This window comes from Streptomyces sp. NPDC101227 (assembly GCF_044767545.1).
In the GTDB taxonomy this organism is placed as follows: Bacteria; Actinomycetota; Actinomycetes; order Streptomycetales; family Streptomycetaceae; genus Streptomyces.
Window position 1 is genome coordinate 340,556 of record NZ_JBIWOD010000002.1, and the last position, 19,319, is coordinate 359,874.

The 19,319-nt window shown below is 71.2% G+C and carries 14 protein-coding genes; 7 read left to right on the top strand and 7 right to left on the bottom strand.

Annotated elements, in window-relative coordinates; genetic code table 11:
• Window positions 1-165 precede the first annotated feature (165 nt).
• Window positions 166-1,125, top strand: a complete 960-nt coding sequence (locus ACIRPT_RS05360) for an LCP family protein (RefSeq protein WP_403822521.1) — start codon at window positions 166-168, stop codon at window positions 1,123-1,125.
• A gap of 125 nt (window positions 1,126-1,250) precedes the next feature.
• On the opposite strand, the gene ACIRPT_RS05365 is transcribed toward ACIRPT_RS05360, so the two are convergent.
• Window positions 1,251-1,847, bottom strand: coding sequence for a Type-2Aa cytolytic delta-endotoxin (locus ACIRPT_RS05365; protein WP_403503469.1), 597 nt, complete (start codon window positions 1,845-1,847; stop codon window positions 1,251-1,253).
• Between the two features lie 487 nt (window positions 1,848-2,334).
• Here ACIRPT_RS05365 and ACIRPT_RS05370 point away from each other — a divergent pair, with 487 nt between their 5' ends.
• Window positions 2,335-3,468 (top strand): PP2C family protein-serine/threonine phosphatase, encoded by a 1,134-nt coding sequence (locus tag ACIRPT_RS05370; RefSeq protein ID WP_403503466.1) that lies wholly within the window; start codon window positions 2,335-2,337, stop codon window positions 3,466-3,468.
• Between the two features lie 70 nt (window positions 3,469-3,538).
• Here the strand turns inward: ACIRPT_RS05370 and ACIRPT_RS05375 are convergent, their stop codons facing one another.
• Entirely contained in the window at window positions 3,539-6,298 is a 2,760-nt protein-coding gene (locus ACIRPT_RS05375; protein WP_403822526.1) for a SpoIIE family protein phosphatase, read from the bottom strand.
• A 316-nt stretch (window positions 6,299-6,614) separates the two neighbouring features.
• Between ACIRPT_RS05375 and ACIRPT_RS05380 the strand changes: the two genes are divergently transcribed.
• Window positions 6,615-7,433 (top strand): lipase family protein, encoded by an 819-nt coding sequence (locus ACIRPT_RS05380; protein WP_403822529.1) that lies wholly within the window; start codon window positions 6,615-6,617, stop codon window positions 7,431-7,433.
• 87 nt (window positions 7,434-7,520) lie between these two features.
• On the opposite strand, the gene ACIRPT_RS05385 is transcribed toward ACIRPT_RS05380, so the two are convergent.
• From ACIRPT_RS05385 to ACIRPT_RS05405, 5 genes are all read right to left on the bottom strand, one after another.
• The gene (locus ACIRPT_RS05385; RefSeq protein WP_403822532.1) at window positions 7,521-8,630 is read right to left on the bottom strand and encodes a PP2C family protein-serine/threonine phosphatase; all 1,110 of its coding nucleotides are present in this window, start codon (window positions 8,628-8,630) and stop codon (window positions 7,521-7,523) included.
• 182 nt (window positions 8,631-8,812) lie between these two features.
• The gene (locus ACIRPT_RS05390) at window positions 8,813-9,568 is read right to left on the bottom strand and encodes a class I SAM-dependent methyltransferase (protein ID WP_403822534.1); all 756 of its coding nucleotides are present in this window, start codon (window positions 9,566-9,568) and stop codon (window positions 8,813-8,815) included.
• 54 nt (window positions 9,569-9,622) lie between these two features.
• Window positions 9,623-10,822, bottom strand: a complete 1,200-nt coding sequence (locus ACIRPT_RS05395; RefSeq protein ID WP_403822537.1) for an aminotransferase class V-fold PLP-dependent enzyme — start codon at window positions 10,820-10,822, stop codon at window positions 9,623-9,625.
• The gene (locus tag ACIRPT_RS05400) at window positions 10,815-12,143 is read right to left on the bottom strand and encodes a pyridoxal-phosphate dependent enzyme (RefSeq protein ID WP_403822540.1); all 1,329 of its coding nucleotides are present in this window, start codon (window positions 12,141-12,143) and stop codon (window positions 10,815-10,817) included. The genes ACIRPT_RS05395 and ACIRPT_RS05400 overlap by 8 nt, the downstream gene beginning before the upstream one ends.
• Entirely contained in the window at window positions 12,140-13,651 is a 1,512-nt protein-coding gene (locus tag ACIRPT_RS05405) for a Y4yA family PLP-dependent enzyme (RefSeq protein ID WP_403822543.1), read from the bottom strand. The genes ACIRPT_RS05400 and ACIRPT_RS05405 overlap by 4 nt, the downstream gene beginning before the upstream one ends.
• A 224-nt stretch (window positions 13,652-13,875) precedes the next feature.
• On the opposite strand from ACIRPT_RS05405, the gene ACIRPT_RS05410 reads away from it, so the two are divergent.
• The 4 genes from ACIRPT_RS05410 (at window position 13,876) to ACIRPT_RS05425 (ending at window position 19,287) form a co-directional block, all read left to right on the top strand.
• Window positions 13,876-15,390, top strand: coding sequence for a hypothetical protein (locus ACIRPT_RS05410; protein ID WP_403822545.1), 1,515 nt, complete (start codon window positions 13,876-13,878; stop codon window positions 15,388-15,390).
• Window positions 15,391-15,591: 201 nt separating this feature from the next.
• On the top strand, window positions 15,592-16,110 hold the full coding sequence (locus ACIRPT_RS05415) for a (2Fe-2S)-binding protein (RefSeq protein WP_403822548.1): 519 nt from the start codon (window positions 15,592-15,594) through the stop codon (window positions 16,108-16,110).
• Window positions 16,097-17,086: an FAD binding domain-containing protein gene (locus ACIRPT_RS05420; RefSeq protein WP_403822552.1), complete on the top strand. Its 990-nt coding sequence runs from the start codon at window positions 16,097-16,099 to the stop codon at window positions 17,084-17,086. The genes ACIRPT_RS05415 and ACIRPT_RS05420 overlap by 14 nt, the downstream gene beginning before the upstream one ends.
• Window positions 17,083-19,287 (top strand): xanthine dehydrogenase family protein molybdopterin-binding subunit, encoded by a 2,205-nt coding sequence (locus ACIRPT_RS05425; protein WP_403822555.1) that lies wholly within the window; start codon window positions 17,083-17,085, stop codon window positions 19,285-19,287. The genes ACIRPT_RS05420 and ACIRPT_RS05425 overlap by 4 nt, the downstream gene beginning before the upstream one ends.
• Window positions 19,288-19,319: the final 32 nt, after the last annotated feature.

Here is a 19,319-nt window from a genome sequence, read left to right on the forward strand (position 1 = left end):
CCTCTCCCACTAGTCCCCTGCGATCGACCCCCCACCCCCCCCCCCCCGCCCGGGGGGGGGGGGGGGGGGCGCCCCCCGCCCCCCCCCCCCCCCGCCCCTCCCGGCCGCGCCCCGAGGCGCCGGTCCCACCGCTCCCGGCGACGGCGGCCACTGCGGCGCATCGCCGTGGCCCTGCTCGTCACACTGCTGGCCATCCCCGCCGGCACCCTGGCCTGGGCCGACAGCATGCTCAACAGCACGGTCGACCTCGGTGCGCCGGAACGGTCCGACCGGACCGGCAAGGGAACCAACTACCTCCTCGTCGGGTCCGACAGCCGCGAAGGCCTCACCGACCGGGAGAAGCAGGACCTGCACACCGGATCGGCCGGCGGCCGGCGCACGGACTCGATGATCCTGCTGCACACCGGCGCGGGCGGCACCACGATGGTGAGCCTGCCGCGCGACTCCTGGCTGACCATCCCGGGCTACACCAGCCCCATGACGGGCAAACGCCACCCCCCGGCGAAGAACAAGCTGAACGCGGCGTTCGCGCTCGGCGGCCCCAAGATGCTGGTGGGAACCATCGAGCACAGCACCGGGCTGACGATCGACCACTACGTGGAGGTCGGCTTCGCGGGCTTCGTGAACCTCGTCAACGCCGTCGACGGGGTCCCGATCTGCCTCGATCGGAACCTCAAGGACAAGAAGTCCGGAGCCGACTTCAAGAAGGGCTGCCAGACCCTCGACGGCACCGCGGCGCTCGCCTTCGTCCGCCAGCGCCACCAGGAGGCCCAGGGTGACCTGGGCCGTACCCGGAATCAGCAGAAGTTCCTCTCCGCCCTCGCCCACCGTGCCGGAGCGCCGGACACCATGCTCAACCCGTTCGCGCTCTATCCCGCCCTGAACGCCGGTCTGGACACGCTCGTTGCCGACCGGGACACCGGCTTGCTGGACCTCCTGGCGATGTTCCGGGCGATCGGCAACGTGACGGGCGGGCGCGGCAAGCAGATCAACGCTCCCGTGTCCGGCGTCGGCATTCCCACCTCCAAGGGCAGCGCCGTGGTCTGGGACACGGCGCGGGCGAGGCGGCTGTTCCGCGAGCTCCATGACGACCGACCGGTGGACGTCAAGGGCGGGAAGCGGTGATGAGGTGAGGAGGCGGGTGAGGGAGTGAGCAACGAGGGCGGTGCGTGTCGAACGGGCTGAAGGTGCGCGACGGGTCAGGGCGTGGAGCGGCACGCAGGAGTGCCGTTCCACGCCCTGAGCGTCGATCAGGCAGCGGGGCGGAGCTTCTGGCGCAGGGCGATCGCGTTGAGCCGGATCGTGTACTGCGCGACGTCATCGAGGGTCAGCATGCGGGCCTTCGCCGCGTCCAGCGCGACGGTGATGTTGGCGCAGAAGGCGACGGCGTAGACGTGGTCCTCGGTTTCCTCGTCCTGGAGCGCGAAGAGCAGGTTGTAGTAGTAGCTCGTGCTGTCGGCCGAGTCCCCGTAGAACGAGAGGTGCGTGCCCTCCTGTTCTCCGAGGCCGGTGAAGGCGTCCGTGAGCGCGGCCTCGGTCTTCTCCCAGAAGGCGGGGTTGCCGAAGGGGTGGGTCAGTGCCTGGCGGACCGCCTCTTTGAGGGAGAGGACCATGACGCCGGTGGGCGCGGTCTCCTGGAGTCCCCAGCCGCGGATGATCTTGACCGTCGAGCTGTCGGGGACGGCGCTCGCCGCGCCGCTGATCTCACCGAAGTCGTAGTCCACGGTCGCCGGAGCGATCGCGTGCTGGAACGTGTCGGCTATGCCCTGCGCCTGTTCCAGGGCGGCGGGGCCCACCTCGAAGACGGTCTTGAAGGTTGTCTTCTCGGCGGCGGGCTGGTCGGCCATGACTGCTCCTCATCTGCGGGAATGATCGCGTCGCGCCGAGGGGCAAGTATGCCGCCGCAGTCGCCCGGCCGACGCGCCGGGCCCCGGCAACTTCGCCGGCCGGTTGGCGGGTCGGCCAGCCGGCCGGTGACGGAGGCTGCGTGTGACACGCCGCTGACGGCGTAATCACCGGGTTGGGCTCTTCGGCTCGGTCAGGCTGTGGCCCTTGGTCACGGTCGTGCCAGGATCCGTGCGCACAGCTCCCGGGCGTGTACCTAGAGCGGATCCGCCATGATCCCCGGTTGCACCATCCGGTCCCGGGGCGGACGCCGGCCCGGTGGGACGAGGCGTCGCGGAATACGGTGGTGAAGGCGTTGGCGTGTGCTGTTCCTGCGACGCTGAGGAAGCCGCCGCCCGGGCGGGGCATGCCACCGGAGCCGGCGGGTGGCTCACGACGCCGGGGCACGCCGTGAGGCGCCCCGGCCTTGGCCAACTGGCCGCACGGCGCGTGGCGCTCGCGGATGACAACGGCTTCGAGGTGCTCCGTCCGCCCGCGTGGATGCGCTGGCTGCCGCCCGCCTACGTCGTGTTCGTCCTCGTGCTCGAACCGGTAACTCCCACCCAGTGGCCGGTGAGTTCCCTGCTCGTCGCGCTGCCGGTGGCCGCCGCCTATACGCTCGGTCCCGCGAGCGTCGCCGCCGTCACGGTCTTCGCCGTCGTCTTCGAGGGTGTTCTCGCGGGCACCGCATGCTGCGCCGGCCGCAACGTCCACCAGCTGTGGGCGAGTCACCATGTCGCCGCGTACATCGCCACCGCCCTGGTCGGCATCCTCGGTGTGGCGCTGGCCGCCCACCGGCAGCGGCAGGAACGGCACCTGGTGCGGGCCAACTCGGTGGCCGAAGCCCTGATGCGCACCCTGCTGCGGCCGGTGCCGCACCAGGTGGGACATGTGCTCGCGGCCGGCCTCTACCGGTCCGGTGAGGTCGGCACCATGGTCGGCGGCGACCTCTACGACATCCGCGCCACCAAGACCGGTGAGCGCGCCATCATCGGCGATGTCCGCGGCAAGGGGCTGAAGGCCGTACGTACCGTCGCCGACCTCCTCGGCACCTTCCGCGAGGCCGCCTACGACCACGGAGACCTGCAGTCCGTCGCCCTGCGCATGGAACGGAGCATGGCCCGGGCGGCCGAAGAGATCCGTGACGACGAGCTGTTCGTCACCGCCGCCCTGATCGAGTACGACGCACCGGCCCAGCGGCTGACGATCGTCAACCACGGGCACATCGAACCGGTCCTGATCTCCGATGGCGAGGTGACCGCTCTGATCGGACCGCCCGCCCTGCCGCTCGGCCTGGGCGGTCTGGCCGACGAACGGCCGGTCGCCTACTCCCACAGCTTCACCCCCGGTGACGTGCTGCTGCTGTGCACCGACGGCCTGATCGAAGCCCGGGACGACACCGGCGCCTTCTACCCGCTCCTCGACCGGCTCCGCCATCGCTTCACCGGCGATGCGGCACCGGGCCCGGCCGACGTCATCGACTTCCTCAACACCGACCTGCCGCGCCACACCCGCGTCTTCCACGACGACGTCGCCATCCTCGCCATCGCTCCCGGCGGAAGCCTCTGGTCCTCTTCGCTGTAGCCCTGTAGCCCTGTAGCCCTGTAGCCCTGTAGCCCTGTAGCCCTCCACCCCTCCAGCCCTCCCGCGCCGTTCAGGGAAGAGTCTGTTCCGCCCAGATGATCTTGCCTTCGGGTGTGTAGCGGGTGCCCCAGTGCTGGGCGAGCTGGGAGACGAGGAAGAGGCCGCGGCCGCCTTCGTCCTCCACTGCGGCATAGCGGAGATAGGGGGAGGTGCTGCTGGTGTCGGAGACCTCGCAGATCAGGGTGCGGTCGTGGAGCAGCCGTACCCGGATCGGGCCGGTGGCGTAGAGGATGGCGTTGGTGATGAGCTCGCTGAGGATGAGCTCGGTGGTGAAGGCCGTTTCCTCCAGGCCCCACAGCGCGAGCTGCCGGGTGACGTTCGCGCGTGCCTCGCCCACTGCCGCGGGGTCGGAGGGGACCTCCCACGTGGCGATGCGCTCGGGATCCAGCAGGTGGGTGCGCGCGACGAGCAGGGCGATGTCGTCGCGCTGACGGTCGGGGAGCAGGGCGCCGAGTACGGCTTCGCAGGTGTCGTCCGGCGTCCGGCCGGAGTGTGCCAGGGCCGTGGCGAGGTTCTGCATTCCCGACTCGATGTCGTGGTTGCGGTCCTCGACGAGGCCGTCCGTGTAGAGGACGAGGCTGCTGCCCTCGGGCAGGTGCACATCCATCGCCTCGAAGGGCAGGCCGCCCACGCCGAGCGGCGGGCCTGCGGGGAGGCTGAGCATCTCCACGGTGCCGTCGGGGCGGACGAGCGCCGGCGGGAGGTGGCCGGCGCGGGCCAGACCGCAGCGGCCGGTGGAGGGGTCGTAGATCGCGTACAGGCAGGTGGCACCCGCGACGGTGGCCTCGTCGTTCGCCGCCGTGGCCTCCTGGTCGATGCGGTTGACCAGCTCGTCCAGGAAGCTGAGGAGCTCATCGGGCGGCAGGTCGAGGGTGGAGAAGTTCTGCACCGCCGTCCGCAGCCGGCCCATGGTGGCGGCGGCGTGCAGACCGTGCCCGACCACGTCACCGACGACCAGGGCGATGCGGGCGCCCGGCAGCGGAATGACGTCGAACCAGTCGCCGCCCACCCCGGTCCGTGCGGGCAGATAGCGGTGGGCGATGTCGAGGGCGTTCTGCTCGGGCAGACCACGCGGGAGCAGACTGTGCTGCAGGGTGACGGCCACGGCGTGCTCGCGCGTGAAGCGGCGTGCATTGTCGATGCAGACGGCGGCCCGGGCCGCCATCTCCTCGGCCAGGGACAGATCGCCCTCCTCGAAGGGGGTGTTTTCCCGGGACCGCCAGAAGTTGGCTACCCCCAAGAGCACACCGCGCGCCTGGAGCGGCACGGTGATGAGCGACCGGCATCCGTGGTTGAGGACCTGCTGGAAGCGTTCGGGGTCCTGGGCGCGCCAGTTGTCCGCGGTCCGCAGGTCGGGTACGAGCACGGACTGTCCGCTGACGAAGCCGGTGGCCATCGGGGTGGGCTCGGCGTACTTGTGCAGCTCGCCCGCCCGGTAGAGGGGATGGTCGTCGCGCAGGCCGGCGAGCGCCACGCGGCGCAGTTCCGGGGCCTCGGCGTACGACCCCGCAGGCGGCTCCTCGCCGCTCAGGACGGGTTCGGCCAGGTCGACGGTGGCATAGTCGGCGAACCAGGTCACGGCGACCTGGGTCAGCTCCTCCGCGGTGCGGGGCACATCGAGGGTGGTTCCGATGGCCACGCTCGCCTCGTACAGCAGCCGCAGCCGGCTCTGGGCGGCTTCCGCCTTTCCCGTGAGGGCGAGCAGCTCGGTGGAGTCCCGCAGCGTGGCCACACTGCCGGGCGGGCCGCCCCGGCTGTCCGTGGGCCTGTTGTTCACCGCCAGCAGCCGGTCGCCGACCGGCAGTACCTCGTCGGTGACCTCGCGTCCGGAGACGAGCAGTTCGGCGGTGCGGGGGGCGAGTCCGAGGCTGGTGACCAGCTGCCCTTCCACGTCGGGGGCCAGTCCGAGCAGCCGGCGCGCCTCGTCGTTCGCCAGCAGGACCTGCCCGTCCGCGTCGACGATGAGCACGCCCTCGCGTACCGCATGCAGCACCGCGTCGTGGTGTTCGTACATGCGGGTCATCTCCGCCGGGCCCAGCCCGTGGGTCTGGCGCCGCAGTCGTCGGGTCGCCAGCCCCGTGCCGGCGGTGGTCAGGGCCAGCGCCGCGGCTCCGGCGCCGAGTACGACCGGCAGCTGACGGTCGATGGCGCTGCTCACGCGACGGACCTTCAAGCCGGACGACACCATGCCCACGACCTTGCCGTGCGCGTCCATGACCGGGACGACCGCCTGCACCTCACGTCCGAGCGGGCCGTGGACGCTCTCGATGGTGACCTTGCCGGCCAGCGAAGGCTTGATGGTGCCGACGAAATGCTTGCCGATCTCCCCCGGCTTGGGGTGCGTGTAGCGGATGCCGGACCGGTTCATGACGACGAGGAAGTCGACACCGCCGCGTTTGCGCGCGGCCTCGGTCAGCGGCTGGAGCACCGCGCTCGGGTTCGGGCCGCGCATCGTTTCCACCAGCCCCGGGCTGTGGGCGAAGGCCTCGGCCGCGGCGAGCGAGCGATCGCGCGCCCCCTGGAATCTGTCGCTCCGCGACTGGAGCAGCAATGTGGCCACCGCGGCGACGATGAGCAGCACCACGATCAGTACCTGCAGCAGGAACATCTGGCCGGCCACGCTGCGCCCGCTCGCCGGCAAGTGCAGGCGTCGCGACGAGGGCTTCGGCGAGCCTTTGCGCAGCTCACCCCGGCCGTCGCCGTCCGGGCGCCGACCGTTGAACCAGCGCCGCAAGGGTAGCCAGGAGAAGCGGCCGGAGATTCGGGCCATGCTCCTTTGTACCTCGCGCACTGTTGTGCCCCATACGCACCACGCCGAAATCGCAAGAATGTGCGATGATCTCCGGTTCCGCTCGAGCCCCTGAGAAGTCGTCAGTCCGGCCCCGCGCCCACGCCTCCGACCGCCCGCGGGCGGCATCGCGGCCATTGGCGGCTCCGGTGCGGTTCGGGTGGCGCCACGCCTGGGAAATCAGGGGCGCGGAGACGCGCAGGGGCTACTTTCTGTAGTCGGTACACGCCATTGCGTAATCGTCGCTGTCGGTGCCGGCCGCGGGCCGGCGCCCCCGTTGCCCCGAGGAGCCACCCCCTTGACCGCCGTCACGTTCGACCACCAGGCCACCGGCTACAGCATCGGCCACGCCCTGTGCATGGCTCACGCGGCCGATCTCGCCTACAAGGATGAGAGCACCATCGAGAGCAAGGCCCGCGAATGGGGCTTCGACCGGGTGCGCCACCACCACACCCAGTTCCGGCCCCCGTTCCCGCTGGAGGACACCCAGGCGTACACCATTGCCGGGGACCACATGATCATCACCGGCTTCCGCGGGACGGAACCGGAGCAGATGCGCGACTGGCTGTCCGACGCCACCACCCCGCCCTGCCCCGGCCCCGGCGGCAAGGGGTTCATGCACTACGGCTTCGGCGAGGCGCTGGACTCCATCTGGCCGCAGGTCCGCAAGGCCCTCGGCGAGTTCCGCGACAACGGCCAGAGCATCTGGTTCACCGGTCACAGCCTCGGCGGCGCGCTGGCGATGCTCGCCGGCGCCCGCCTGCACTTCGAGGAGCCGCGTCTGACGGCCGACGGCATCTACACCTTCGGCCAGCCGCGCACCTGCGACCGGCTGCTGGCCCAGGAGTTCAACACGGCCTTCGCCAACCGGATGTACCGCTTCGTGAACAACAATGACGTCGTGGCCCAGCTCCCGCCGGAGCCGGCTTTCCACCACGTCGACGCCCTGCGCTACATCGACTCCAAGGGCAAGCTGCACGACGCCATGCCCGTGATCGGTGGCCTCCTCGACCACGCCAAGGGCTACACCGCCGACATGCTCGCACCCGCCTCCGACGGCGTCCGTGACCATTTCATCCACAACTACATCGACGCGCTGGAGAAGTGCCGGCGCTGAGCCTGCGGCAGCGGCGCGCAAGCGGCCGGGGGTGCGCGCCGCTCGCGGCCGCTCCCCGGTGGCGGCGGCGCCTGACGCCCTCGCGCTTCAGCGGCACCTGGTAATCGCGATCATGGCCGCGTCATCGCCCAGCCTGCCGCCGGCGTACCGGAGCAGGTCGTCATGGAGGTGCCGCACGAGGGACTGCGGGCCGGACCCGTCCCAGACCGCGACCCGATCGGTCAGCGGGTAGAAGGTTCCGGTGCGGTCGCGGGCCTCGATGACGCCGTCGGTGTAGAGCAGGAGCAGATCGCCCGGCTCAAAGCCGAACGTCTCCACCTTGTACTCGCCGGCCGAGGTGGCGCTGAGGCCCAGCGGAAGCGCGGGCTCGCTCGCGTCCAGCGTCCGTACCGTGTCGTCCCGTAGCAGCAGGGGCGGCGGATGTCCGCAGGTCACCATGCTGAGGGCGGGGGCGTCGTGGTGGATGTCCAACACCAGCGCGGTCACGAACGACTCCTGGCTCTCCGGTTCGCCGTCGGCGAGGTGGACGATGTTCCAGTACACGGAGTTCCCCAGATGGGCCGCGATGCCGGGCAGCGGAAGGTCCCGGTAGGCGGAGCCGCGGAAGGCCCCGACCAGCAGCGCGGCCTCGTCGATCGCGGGCAGACCCTTGCCGCGGACATCGCCGATGACCAGGCGGGTCGCGCCCGGGGCCGGCACCGCCGCGTAGAGATCGCCGCCGATCTCGGCCTCCGCCTCCGCCGCGATGTAGACGGACGCGATCCGCAACGGGCCGATCCTGCCGGGCAGCGGCCGCATCAGGACCTGCTGCGTCGCGAAGGCCACCGACCGTACCTGGCCCAGCTGCCGCTCGCGCCGGTCGCGCACATAGCGGAAGAGCGTGACGAGCACCGAGATCACGACGAGGGCGGCGATCTGCGCCTGGTGGTTCGGCGTCATCAGGCCGCCGTGCAGGAGGCCGATGACGACCTGGGCGGTCACGGCGAGGGCGCCGATGGCGCCGGTGAGCACCGCGCCGGCGAAGGAGGCGGTGATGGCGGGCGCCGCGACCAGGAACGGACCCAGATGGATGGTCGTCGGGGAGTTGATGTCGATCATCGTGACCGCCGCGATGATCGCCAACGGGATGATGAGCAACCCATGACCCTTCCGCCAGGCCCTGCCGGGCCGGGAGGTGCGGCCGTGCCGGAAGCGCATATCTCCTGCTTACACCTACGGCGCGCGGCACGCCGCGCGGGAGTCGCCGCCGGTACCGGCCGGGCGTGACCGTGCGGATGCGGTCCGTCCGCGGGGCGGCGGCGGGCCCCGCCGTCAGCGGGCGGCCGAGGATCCTCCCGTACGCCGGGCCGAGCCCGCGCGGGCGGCGCCCGGCCTGCCGCTCATCGGACGGCGACCAGGACGTGGCTGTTGCCGAACTGCCACACCGACCCGGCGTGTTCGAACCCCGCTTCGTGGAGCAGCGCGATGTGTGCCGAGGACGTCACGTCGTTGTCCTGGGCGTGTACGGGCGGGCGCTCGCCGCGTTCGGCGAGGAGGTCGGCCAGCTCCGGGTCCGTCCCCGCGGCCGTCCACCAGTCGGCCCAGTCCTCGTGGGCGAAGGCCCGCTGTCGCTCGGCCCGGCGGCGTCCGACGTCCGCGGCGATCTCGCGGACCTGCACGCCGTCCGGGCGGAGGTGGTCGCCGTTGATGACCACGCCGCCGGGGCGCAGCGCGGCGGCGAGCTGACCGTAGACCCGCCGGAGCGTGGGCTCGTCGAGGTAGTGCAGTGCCGTTGTGGAGACCGCCGCATCGAGCGGGCGGTCCAGGCCGAGGGCATCGAGCCAGCCGGGCGCCCCGATCACCGCGTCGACGTACCGCGCGGCGTGGCTGTAATGGGTCCTGCCCAGTTCCAGCAGCAGCGGGTCGGCGTCGACGGCCACGATCTCCGCGTCCGGCAGCCGCCCGGCCAGGCGCGCCGCGAGCGAACCGGGGCCGCAGCCGAGATCGACGACCAGGGGATCGCGGTGACCCGCTGTCACATGCTCGACCACATCGGCGATGACCGTGAATCTCTCCTCGCGATCGACCGCGTAGCGCTGCTGCTGGCATTCCCAGCGCTCCACCCAGTGCGCGGCCGTCGCCATGCTCAGTCCCATGCCGTCGTGCAGCCCCTGTTCTCTCGCTCAGCCCCCACCTAATGGTATTGGGAATCATTGCAGATTGGCGAGCACCGAGAGCAACGAGTCGATCTCCTCGACCGTGTTGTGGATGTGCAGGCTGACCCGTACGGCGCCGTCCCGTCCCTCCGAACCGGCCTGGCAGTGGCCGTCGGACCGCACCATGAAACCGTGGCTGAACAGGATGAATCCGAGGTCGTTGGAGTCGATCTTGTGATGACGGAAGGTGACGATGCTGCGGCGCCGCTGTGCCTGGGACGCGGCGGCCAGGCTCAGCCGGCAGCCCAGGACCTCGTAGGCGGGCAGCCGGCTCAGTCCGTCGGTGAGCCTGGTGCCCAGGGCGACGGTCCACCGTTCGATCCGTTCCAGCCCCGCCGCGTCCAGCCAGTCCAGGGCCGCCTCCAGACTGGCGATGCCGACCGTGTTCGGGGTGCCGCTCCAGCCGCCGGGACGCAACGCGGGCCCGCGCACGTCACGGGACCAGATCGCACCGGAGCCCGGCAGGGCCAGCGCCTTGTGCCCGGAGAAGACCACGAAGTCCACATCGAGACCGGCCAGGGAGAACGGAAGATGGCCGACGCTCTGCGCGGCGTCCAGGCAGATCGGCACCTTCGGCCCGACCGCTTGGCGGATGCGCCGCACGTTCATGTCGCCGCCGTAGACGTGGTGCACATGGGTGGCCGCGACGAAGCGCGTGCGCGGGCCGACCGCCCCGGCGAGCGCCGCCGGGTCGTAGTCGCCGGACGCCGCCTGGTAGGGAAGCTCCCGGACCCGGATGCCGACGCCTTGGCGAGCCAGCTGGTCGCGCGCTTCCAGCCACGGCGACAGATTCGCCTGATGGTCGCCGAAGGGCACGACGATCTCGTCCCCGTCACCGAGGCAGGAGGTCAGCCAGTCGCGCGCGACGATCCGCAGCCCTTCGGTGGCGCCGCTGGTGAAGTGCACGGCCGAGCGGTCCGGGTCCGGGTCACCCAGGAATTCCTTGACCCGGTCGCGGGTCCGCTCCACCAGCGCCGTCGTCGCGTTGGCCCAGGGGTAGGTGCCCCGGCCCGCATTGGCGTTGGAGGTGGTGAGGTAGCGGCGTACCGCATCCAGTACGGCCCCCGGCTTCTGTGCGGTGGCCGCGCTGTCCAGATAGGCCAGTCCCGGATGCCCCACGATGATCGGGAACTGCTCGCGCAGCGCCCGCTGCCAGGATCTGAGGTCGTCGAGCGGCGAGACCACGTCAGTCACGCACCAGCGGCGCGTCGGCGTCCCGCCAGGCGATGATGCCCCCGGCCAGGCTGCGGACGTCCGGATGGCCCATGCGGGTCAGCAGAGCGGCATAGCGGACGGACTTCTCGCCGACCGGACACGCCAGCAGCACGGGCTGCCGCTTGCCGAACGGCAGCCCGCCGCGCAGGAGCTCGTCGAAGAGCTCATCGACGATATTGACCGAACCCTCGATATGGAGCGCGGCGTAGGCGAACGGGCCGCGCAGATCGACCACCAGTGGCCGTTCCGTCGCGATCCACTTCTGGGCGTCGGCGACGTCGATGACCGTGGCGGCCCGCACCTCGGCGTCGGTGAGCGTGGCCACGGAATTCCGCACCGGCGCGAGACCCAGCAGCTCGGGCCGGCGCTGCCGGACGTAGCTGAGATAGCTCTCGACGCGGTCGCAGACGATGAAGACGGCCGTACCGCGGCGGCCCGTGCCGGCCAGCTCCGCATCGGCCGCGCGCAGATGACGTACCGCCCCGTGGTACGCCGCTCCGCCCGTGGGCCCGGCCAGCATGCCGCAGCGGCGGACCAGCGCCAGCATCCCGTCGATGGCCTCGTCCGCGCTCACCGCTTCGATGGCGTCGTACGTGGCCGGGTCGAAGAGCCCGACCTCGTGCACCTCGTCGACATTGCGGATCCCCGGAATGAAGTCCGACTTCTGCCCGACCAGCCCGACGACCCGCACCCCCGGATCGTGCTCGCGCAGCACCCTGGCCACCCCGGTGGACGAACCGGCGGTGCCCACGCAGGCGATGAACCAGTCCGGGGCGCGGCCGCCGAGGTCCGCGACGATCTCCGGGCCGGTGCCCGCCGCGTGCGCCTCGGTATTGAGCGCGTTGAAGTACTGGTCGGTGTGCAGGTGGGCGCTGCCGGGTCTGGACAGCTCCTGGTGGAACACGGTCAGCGGATCGTCCGTGCTCGACGGGTCGAGGCACTCGGTCTGTCCGGGCAGTTCCTCGATCTCGGCGCCGAGCAGCAGAAGCAGGTCCTTGATCTCCGGTACCCGCATCCGGTTGGTGACGCTCTTGAACGACAGCCCGTGCATGCCCGCGATGACGGCCAGCGCCTTCGCGGTGTTGCCGCTGGAGAGCTCGACGATCGTCTCCCCGCGTTCCCCGGCCCCGGACAGACCCGGCCGCACCATGCTCCAGGCGGCCCGGTCCTTGACCGATCCGAAGGGATTGAGCATCTCCAGCTTGGCGTAGAGGTCGATGTGGCGCAGACCGTGCACGGCGGGGTCGAGGCGCACCAGCGGAGTGTTGCCGATGACTTCGGTGATGCTGTCGTACCTCATGCCTGTTGCCCCCCAGGAGATGTGATCGGCCAGTACTGCTCATCGAGGCACCACCGCCAGGAGCCGGCGTCCCGATGGACGGCGACCTTGCGCGCGACGGGCTGCTGCTGCGCGTGCGTGGCGCCGAAATCCATGCAGTATCCGGCGGTGTTGGCGAAGGCCAGCAGATCACCGGGCCGCGGCGGGCGCGGCAGGAACACCAGCCTCCGGCTGATCAGGTCCGCCTCCAGGCACAGGCTCCCGCCGAGATACACACCCACCGGCCCCTCGGCTTCTTCGGTGCGCGCCGAGTCCGTGGCTTCCACGGCTTTCACGGCGCCGGCCGGCCCGCCCGTACGAGGGAGGAGTACGGGATCCATGAGGACGCCGTGCTCCTCCAGGCTGACGTCGCTCGCGGTCATGGCGAGACGCACCAGCCGCTCGCCCGCGTCCGTACGGCGAACCTCCAGCACGCTCGCCAGGGAGAGCCCGCACTGGTCCACCAGCGCCCGGCCGGGCTCGGTGTACAGGTCGTAGAGGTTCTCCAGCAGCAGGGTCCCCAGCGGGCGCCCCAGTGACGGCGCGGGGAGCGACAGCAGCCGGTCGAGGTAATCGGCGCCGGCGAGCGGCCGGTGCGCCTGGTAGAGGCTCAAGGAGCCGCGGAGCGTGCCGTGCTCGGCGCGCAGACCGTAGCCGTGCCCGCCCCAGGCCATGGGCGGGCGCCTGCCCAGAACGGCATGGGTCAGTTCGGTGGTGTAGCGGTCCCACTGTGCCCGGTCGGCAAGGTAGTTGACGCCGAAGCCGCCGCCGATGTCGATCGCCCGAGGGCGCAGGCCCCGGCGTGACAGCTCGGCCATGGCGCGGATGCAGCCGTCCAGGGCCGTCGCCTTCTCCTCGAGACTGGTGGTGTCGAGGTGGTACGCGACGCCGATCGGCAACAGGACGTCCGCATGGCGTTCGACGGCGTCCAGCAGCCGGTCCAGCGACCGCGGGGAGGAGCCGAACCGGCTCTTCCGGGACAGCACCTTGACCCCCGCTGCCTCGAAGCCGGACAGGCGCAGCACCACCCGGAGCCGGGGCAGGCCGTGCTTGCGCACCAACGCGGAGAGGTCCTCCAGCTCGCCCGGCCCGTCGGCGCTGATGGTGACCCCGGTGCGGGCCGCCAGCCACCGGAACTCCGGATCCTTCGGCCCCGTTGCCACGATCCGGTCCGGTGTGAAGCCGGCGCCGAGGGCGTGCTGCAGCTCCCTCAGCGAGGCGACGTCGATACCCGCGTCGGTCGAGGCGAGGCGTCGCACCAGGGCGCTGGACCGGTTCGCCTTGTGCGCGAAGAAGACCTGGCCGGAGAGGCGGTGCCGGCGATAGGCGGAGCGGAAGCGCTCGACGTTCGCCGCGATCTGGTCGGGCAGCACGACATTGAGCGGCGATCCCAGCGCATCGACGAGCGAATGGAGGAAGTCCGTGGACTCCAGTAGGGATGCCAGCGGTGGTTCCAGTCGTGGATCCAGGCGTATCGGGACACCGTTCATCCCAGGCGTTCCTCCCCTGCGAGGAATGCGGATCAAGGTCGGTGTGGCCCTATAACCCTTTCCCGCCGCAAGCCGTTTACGCCCCGGCCCCGGCGCGTCACGGCCGACGCGACCCGCGGCACGTCCGTCGACGAAGCGGACTCCCGTCGGCCCCTTTCGGCGGCCGGCCGAGGCAGGGCGAATTCCACTGGCACACAAGGAACGTGAGATGTTCTCATCGGGCCGTGTTCACTACGATCTTCCTGCTGGAGTTCACGTCGTGGCATTGGCGCGCCGACTTCGACGATCCGGAGTTGCGCGACGCCTACCGGGCGATGAAACCCCCCTCGACCGCGGAGGAATTCCATCGGGGGTTCCTGACGCTGCTGCGCAGCGACGACACGGTCGCCAGAGGCATCGCGCTGGATTTCTACGACCGCGCCGAGATGACGGAGCGGTATGTCGGGGGCAATGCGCTCGAGGACCATGCGGAGGAAGTGTTCGCGGTTGCCCGGCAGTTGCTCCGGGACCCTCCCCGGCCCAGGGACGAGCGCACCATCGAGGGCGCGAATCACGCCAGCGCGCTGGGCGCGTTGCTGCGCGGCGGTCTGGAGGACGGGGACGCGCCGGCGATCGCCGCGGTTCTGGAACGGATGCCGGACGGGTGGCTGCGGGAGAACGCCCTGGAAGCGGCGCGGGACATCCTGGAGGACCAGGAGACCCCCGATGACCGGCTGGCCGCGCTGGTCGCCCGGTCGGAGGAGTGCGGTGAGCGCCTGGAGGCGGTCACCGCACTGCGCGATACGCCCGGAGCCGAGGCGACCGCGGTGCTGGTACGCGCGACCGGGGACGCGGAGTGGCGGGTGCGGCAGGAGGCCGCCGCGGCGCTGGCGTCGGGCATGCGCTTCTACGCCCACCGGCCCCTGCTGGCACGCCTCGTCGAGGCCTGGTCGCGGGACGAACGCTCCACCGCCGCCGATGAGGTCCGCGAGGCGCTGGCCGCCGGACCGCACAGCGTCCACTGGGAAGGGTGCGAGGCGGAGAGCGCGGAGCTGCGCGCGGCGCACGGTGAGCTGCGGTCACCCACCGGCGAGACATCCCATCGCCGGGCGTTCCGCACCATGCTGCACAGCGGTCGGCCGGTGGCCGTCGGGATCGCGCTCGACCACTTCCACCACGGTGACGGGCTCATCCGGTTCGGCCTGGACGACGGCGAGCACGCGCCGGAGGCGCTCGCCATCGCCCGCGGCGTCCTCACCCAGCCACCGTCCGCGGCCGCGTTGAGCCCGGGGACCGGCGCCGGCGCGAACCACGCGAGCGCGCTCGACGTCCTGGCGGAGCTCGGCGAGCCCGAGGACGCGGAAGCGGTCACCGTTGCGCTGCGCACGCAGGACGCTGCGCCCGCGGTCCGCGCATGCGCCGTACAGGCGGCATGGGGCTGCCTCGAACGATCGCAGGCACCGGACGAGCGGCTCGTCGCGGCGCTCGAGCAGCTGATCTTCGACGGCTCACTGGACATGGACCTGCGCACGGACGCGGTCAGAGCCCTGTTCGGCCTGGAGGCCTCCGCCCAGGCGTCCGCGGTCCTGGTACGGGCCAGCCGCTGCGCCGAGCCGCCGATCCAGGTGGAGGGGGCGATCGGGCTCACGTACCCGCACCTGATCGGCGAACACCGGGAGCCGCTCCGGCACCTCGTCGCGTCGTTGCCGGAGGACGCGGGGGAGCGGGCCCACCTCCTCACGTCCCAGCTGAGTGAGTGACTCCCCGCACACCGTGCCGGGGGGGATTGTCGGGCGTACCGTGAGAAGAGCCGGCCGAGTTCTCTGTGCCGCCCGGCCGGTCTTTCACGGCCCAGGCGTGTTCGCATAACGGCTCGTATATCGGTGGGACGGGGAATTTCGCGGGATTGATGAGGCGAGTGCAGCGCCGGCGTTGTTTCCGAGGGATTCGGAGGACGCGTGATGGCGGACGCGACGGGTACGGAGGCCGCGGCACGTCCCGGTGAGCGGGTGGTCACGCTCCTGGTGAACGGGCGGTCGTACACGGTGGGACTGGATGCCCGGATGACGCTCCTGGATGCCCTGCGTGACCGTTTGCGGCTGGTGGGCACGAAGAAGGGCTGCGATCAGGGGGCGTGCGGGGCGTGCACGGTGCATGTGGACGGGAAGCGGGTGCTGGCGTGCCTGTCGCTGGCGGCGCAGTGTGAGGGGCGCGCCGTCACGACCATTGAGGGGATCGGCGGTGCGGACGGGCCGCATCCGGTGCAGTCGGCATTTGTGGACCACGACGGATTCCAGTGCGGTTTTTGCACTCCGGGGCAGATCATGTCCGCGGTGGCCTTGCTGAAGGAGGGGCGAGCCGGTTCGGACGAGGAGATCCGCGAGTTCATGAGCGGGAATCTGTGCCGGTGTGGCGCCTATCCGCACATGGTGGCCGCCATTCGCGAGGCCGCGGAAGGTGGTGGCGATGTCCACGCTTGAGTATGTGCGGGCGGGGGATGCCGGTGAGGCCGTGCGGCTGGTTTCCGGTGATCCGCGGGCGGCGTTTCTCGCGGGCGGTACGACGCAGCTCGATCTGATGAAGGACGGGGTGCTGGACCCGGGGCTTCTGGTGGACATCACGCGGCTGCCGCTGCACGGAATCGAGCCCCATGGCGAGGTGCTGCACGTGGGGTCGCTGGTGACGATGGAGGAGCTGGCGGCCGATCTGGTGGTCGGGGCGCGGCTTCCTTTCGTCAGGGAAGCGCTGCTGGCGGGGGCGTCGACGCAGCTGCGGAACATGGCGACCATCGGCGGGAATCTGCTGCAGCGTCCGCGGTGCCGCTACTTTCGTGACCCCGCCGTGCCGCAGTGCAACAAGAGGGCTCCCGGCTCGGGATGCGCGGCGGTGGCCGGCACGGCGCGTATGCACGCCATTCTCGGAGTGAGCGAGCGGTGCATAGCGGCGCATGCGTCCGATCTGGCGGTCGCGCTGGTCGCGCTGGACGCCGTGGTGCAGATCCAGGGGGTGTCGGGCCGGCGGGCGGTGCCGCTGACGGAGTTCTACCGCACGGCGGCGGAAAGCCCGGAGTCGGAAAACGTCCTGGAACACGGCGAGTTGATCACCGGCGTGGATGTTCCGCTGCTGCCGGCCGGGGCGAGGACGAGCTATGTGAAGGTGCGCGACCGGGCGTCGTACGAATTCGCGCTGACGTCGGCGGCGGTGGCGCTGGTGGTGTCCGACGGCATGATCGTGCACGCTCGGGCGGGCCTGGGCGGTGTGGGATCAAAGCCCTGGCGGGCCTGGGACGTTGAGCGCGAGCTGCGGGGCGCGCCGGCTGTCCGCGGGACGCTCCGCCGGGCGGCGGAGTCGGCCGTGCTCGGGGCGTGGACGGTGCCGGGTACGGCGTTCAAGGTGGAGCTCGCCAAGCGCACCCTGGTCCGTGCGCTGGAGACGGTGGCGGGAGTTGCGGCATGAGTACGGTCAAGAGCGCTCCGGTGGTCGGCGCCGGGGTCAACCGCGTGGACGGTCCCCGCAAGGTCTCCGGCGCCGCGCCCTATCCGACGGACTTCGACATCCCGGGGCAGACGTACGGGGCGCTGGTGCAGAGCACCATCGCGGCGGGCCGGATCGTACGGATGGACACCTCGGCGGCCGAGGCGGCGCCCGGTGTGCTCGCTGTGCTGACGCACGCCACCATGCCCGGGCTGGATCGGGGGCCGATGACGGACATCGGGCCGTCGCCTCCCGCGCCGATGCAGGACGACCGGATTCTGCACCACGGCCAGCACATTGCGTTCGTGGTCGCGGAGACGCAGGAGCGGGCCACCGCCGCCGCCCGGCTGGTGGAGGTCGACTACGAGCGCACCGAGCCCCTGCTGGATCTGCTGGACCCACGGGCTCCGCAGATCAGCGATCCCTGGGGGATGGACCACAGCCGGGGCGACGCCGCCGCGTTGGCGACGGCCGAGATCACGGTGGAGGCGACCTACCGGACGCCGGACAACACCAACAATCCGCTGGCGCCGTTCGCGACGCTCGCGGCCTGGGAGGGCGACCGGCTGACGGTTTACGACACGACGCAGTGGCCGTCGCTGGTGCGCAGCCAACTGGCGGCCGTTTTCAAGGTGCCCGAGAGCGCGGTGCGGGTGCTCGTTCCCTATGTGGGCGGGGCGTTCGGCAGCGGTCTGCGCGTGTGGCCGCATGTGATTCTCACCGTCGCCGCGGCCCGGCTGCTGCGGCGGCCCGTCAAGCTGGTCCTCACCCGCCCGCAGATGTTCACCTCGGTGGGGCACCGGCCCGGGGGCGTCCAGTGGATCACCCTGGGCGCGACGCGGAGCGGGGAGCTGGTGGGTATCGACCACCGCAGCATTTCCTCGGTGGCGATGGAGGACGACGACTTCGAGCCGTTCGCGGCGGGGTCGGGATTCGCCTACGCATGCCCCCATGTGCGCACCCAGGACCGCCAGGCCCGGCTGAACATCCCCGACCCGACGTCGATGCGCGCCCCCGGCGAGGCCCAGGGCAACTTCGCGCTGGAGTCCGCTCTCGATGAGCTGTCCTACGTGCTGGGCATCGATCCGCTGGAGCTGCGGATGCGCAACTATGCCGAGGTCCACCCGCAGTCGGGGCTGCCCTGGTCCAGCAACGCGCTGCGCGAGTGCTACGAGGTGGGCGCGGAGCGGTTCGGCTGGTCGGCCCGCCGTCCCGAACCCCGTTCCATGCGGGAGGGGAACTGGCTCGTCGGGTACGGCATGGCCGGCGTCAGCTACCCGTGGTACGCGACGGACTGCCGTGCGCAGGCCACGGTCAGGCGAGACGGCAGCGCCCTGGTACGCAGTGCCGCCACCGACATCGGCACCGGAACGTACACCGTGATGGCGCAGTTGTCCGCGGAGTGTCTGGGCCTCGCGCTGGAGCGGGTCCGCTTCGATCTCGGTGACTCCGACATGCCCTTCGCGCCCCAGGCCGGCGGTTCCGGTCTGACGGCGGCGCTCGGCAATGCCGTCTTCGACGCGTGCCGGCGGCTCGTCGGGCTGTTCGTCGGCCTCGCCGGCCAGGACGGCGACTCCCCGCTGTTCGGTGCGTCGCCCGAGATGGTGGAGGTCACCGAGGGGCGCATCCATCTGGCCGGGCGGCCCGCGCGCGGCGAGTCGTACACGGACATCCTCGGCCGGCACGGACTGCCCGAGCTGACGGCGGACGGCAGCAGCACGCCGGCGTCCCAGGACGACCTGGGGATGGCGCTGTCGGGAGCCTTCGGCGCCAAGTTCGTCGAGGTCCGGGTGGACGCGGACCTGGGGCTGATCCGCGTCGCCCGGATCGTGTCCGCGATCGACGGCGGCCGCATCCTCAACGAGAAGACCGCCCGCAGCCAGATCGTCGGCGGCACGGTCGGCGGGATCGGCATGGCGCTGTTCGAGGACACCGTCACCGATGCGCCCAGCGGCCGGATCGCCAACGGAACGTTCGGTGACTACCTCATCCCCGTCAACGCCGACATCCCCGACATGGACGTCGTGTTCGTCGGCGGAGCGGACCGCGGCAGTCCGATCGGCACCAAGGGAGTCGGCGAGATCGGCCTCGTCGGCGTCGCGGCCGCGGTGGCGAACGGCGTCTACCACGCGACGGGGAAGCGGATCCGTTCCCTGCCCCTCACCCTCGACGGGTTGTTGTGAACGCGCCGACGGCCGGCCGCGCCCCGCCCCGG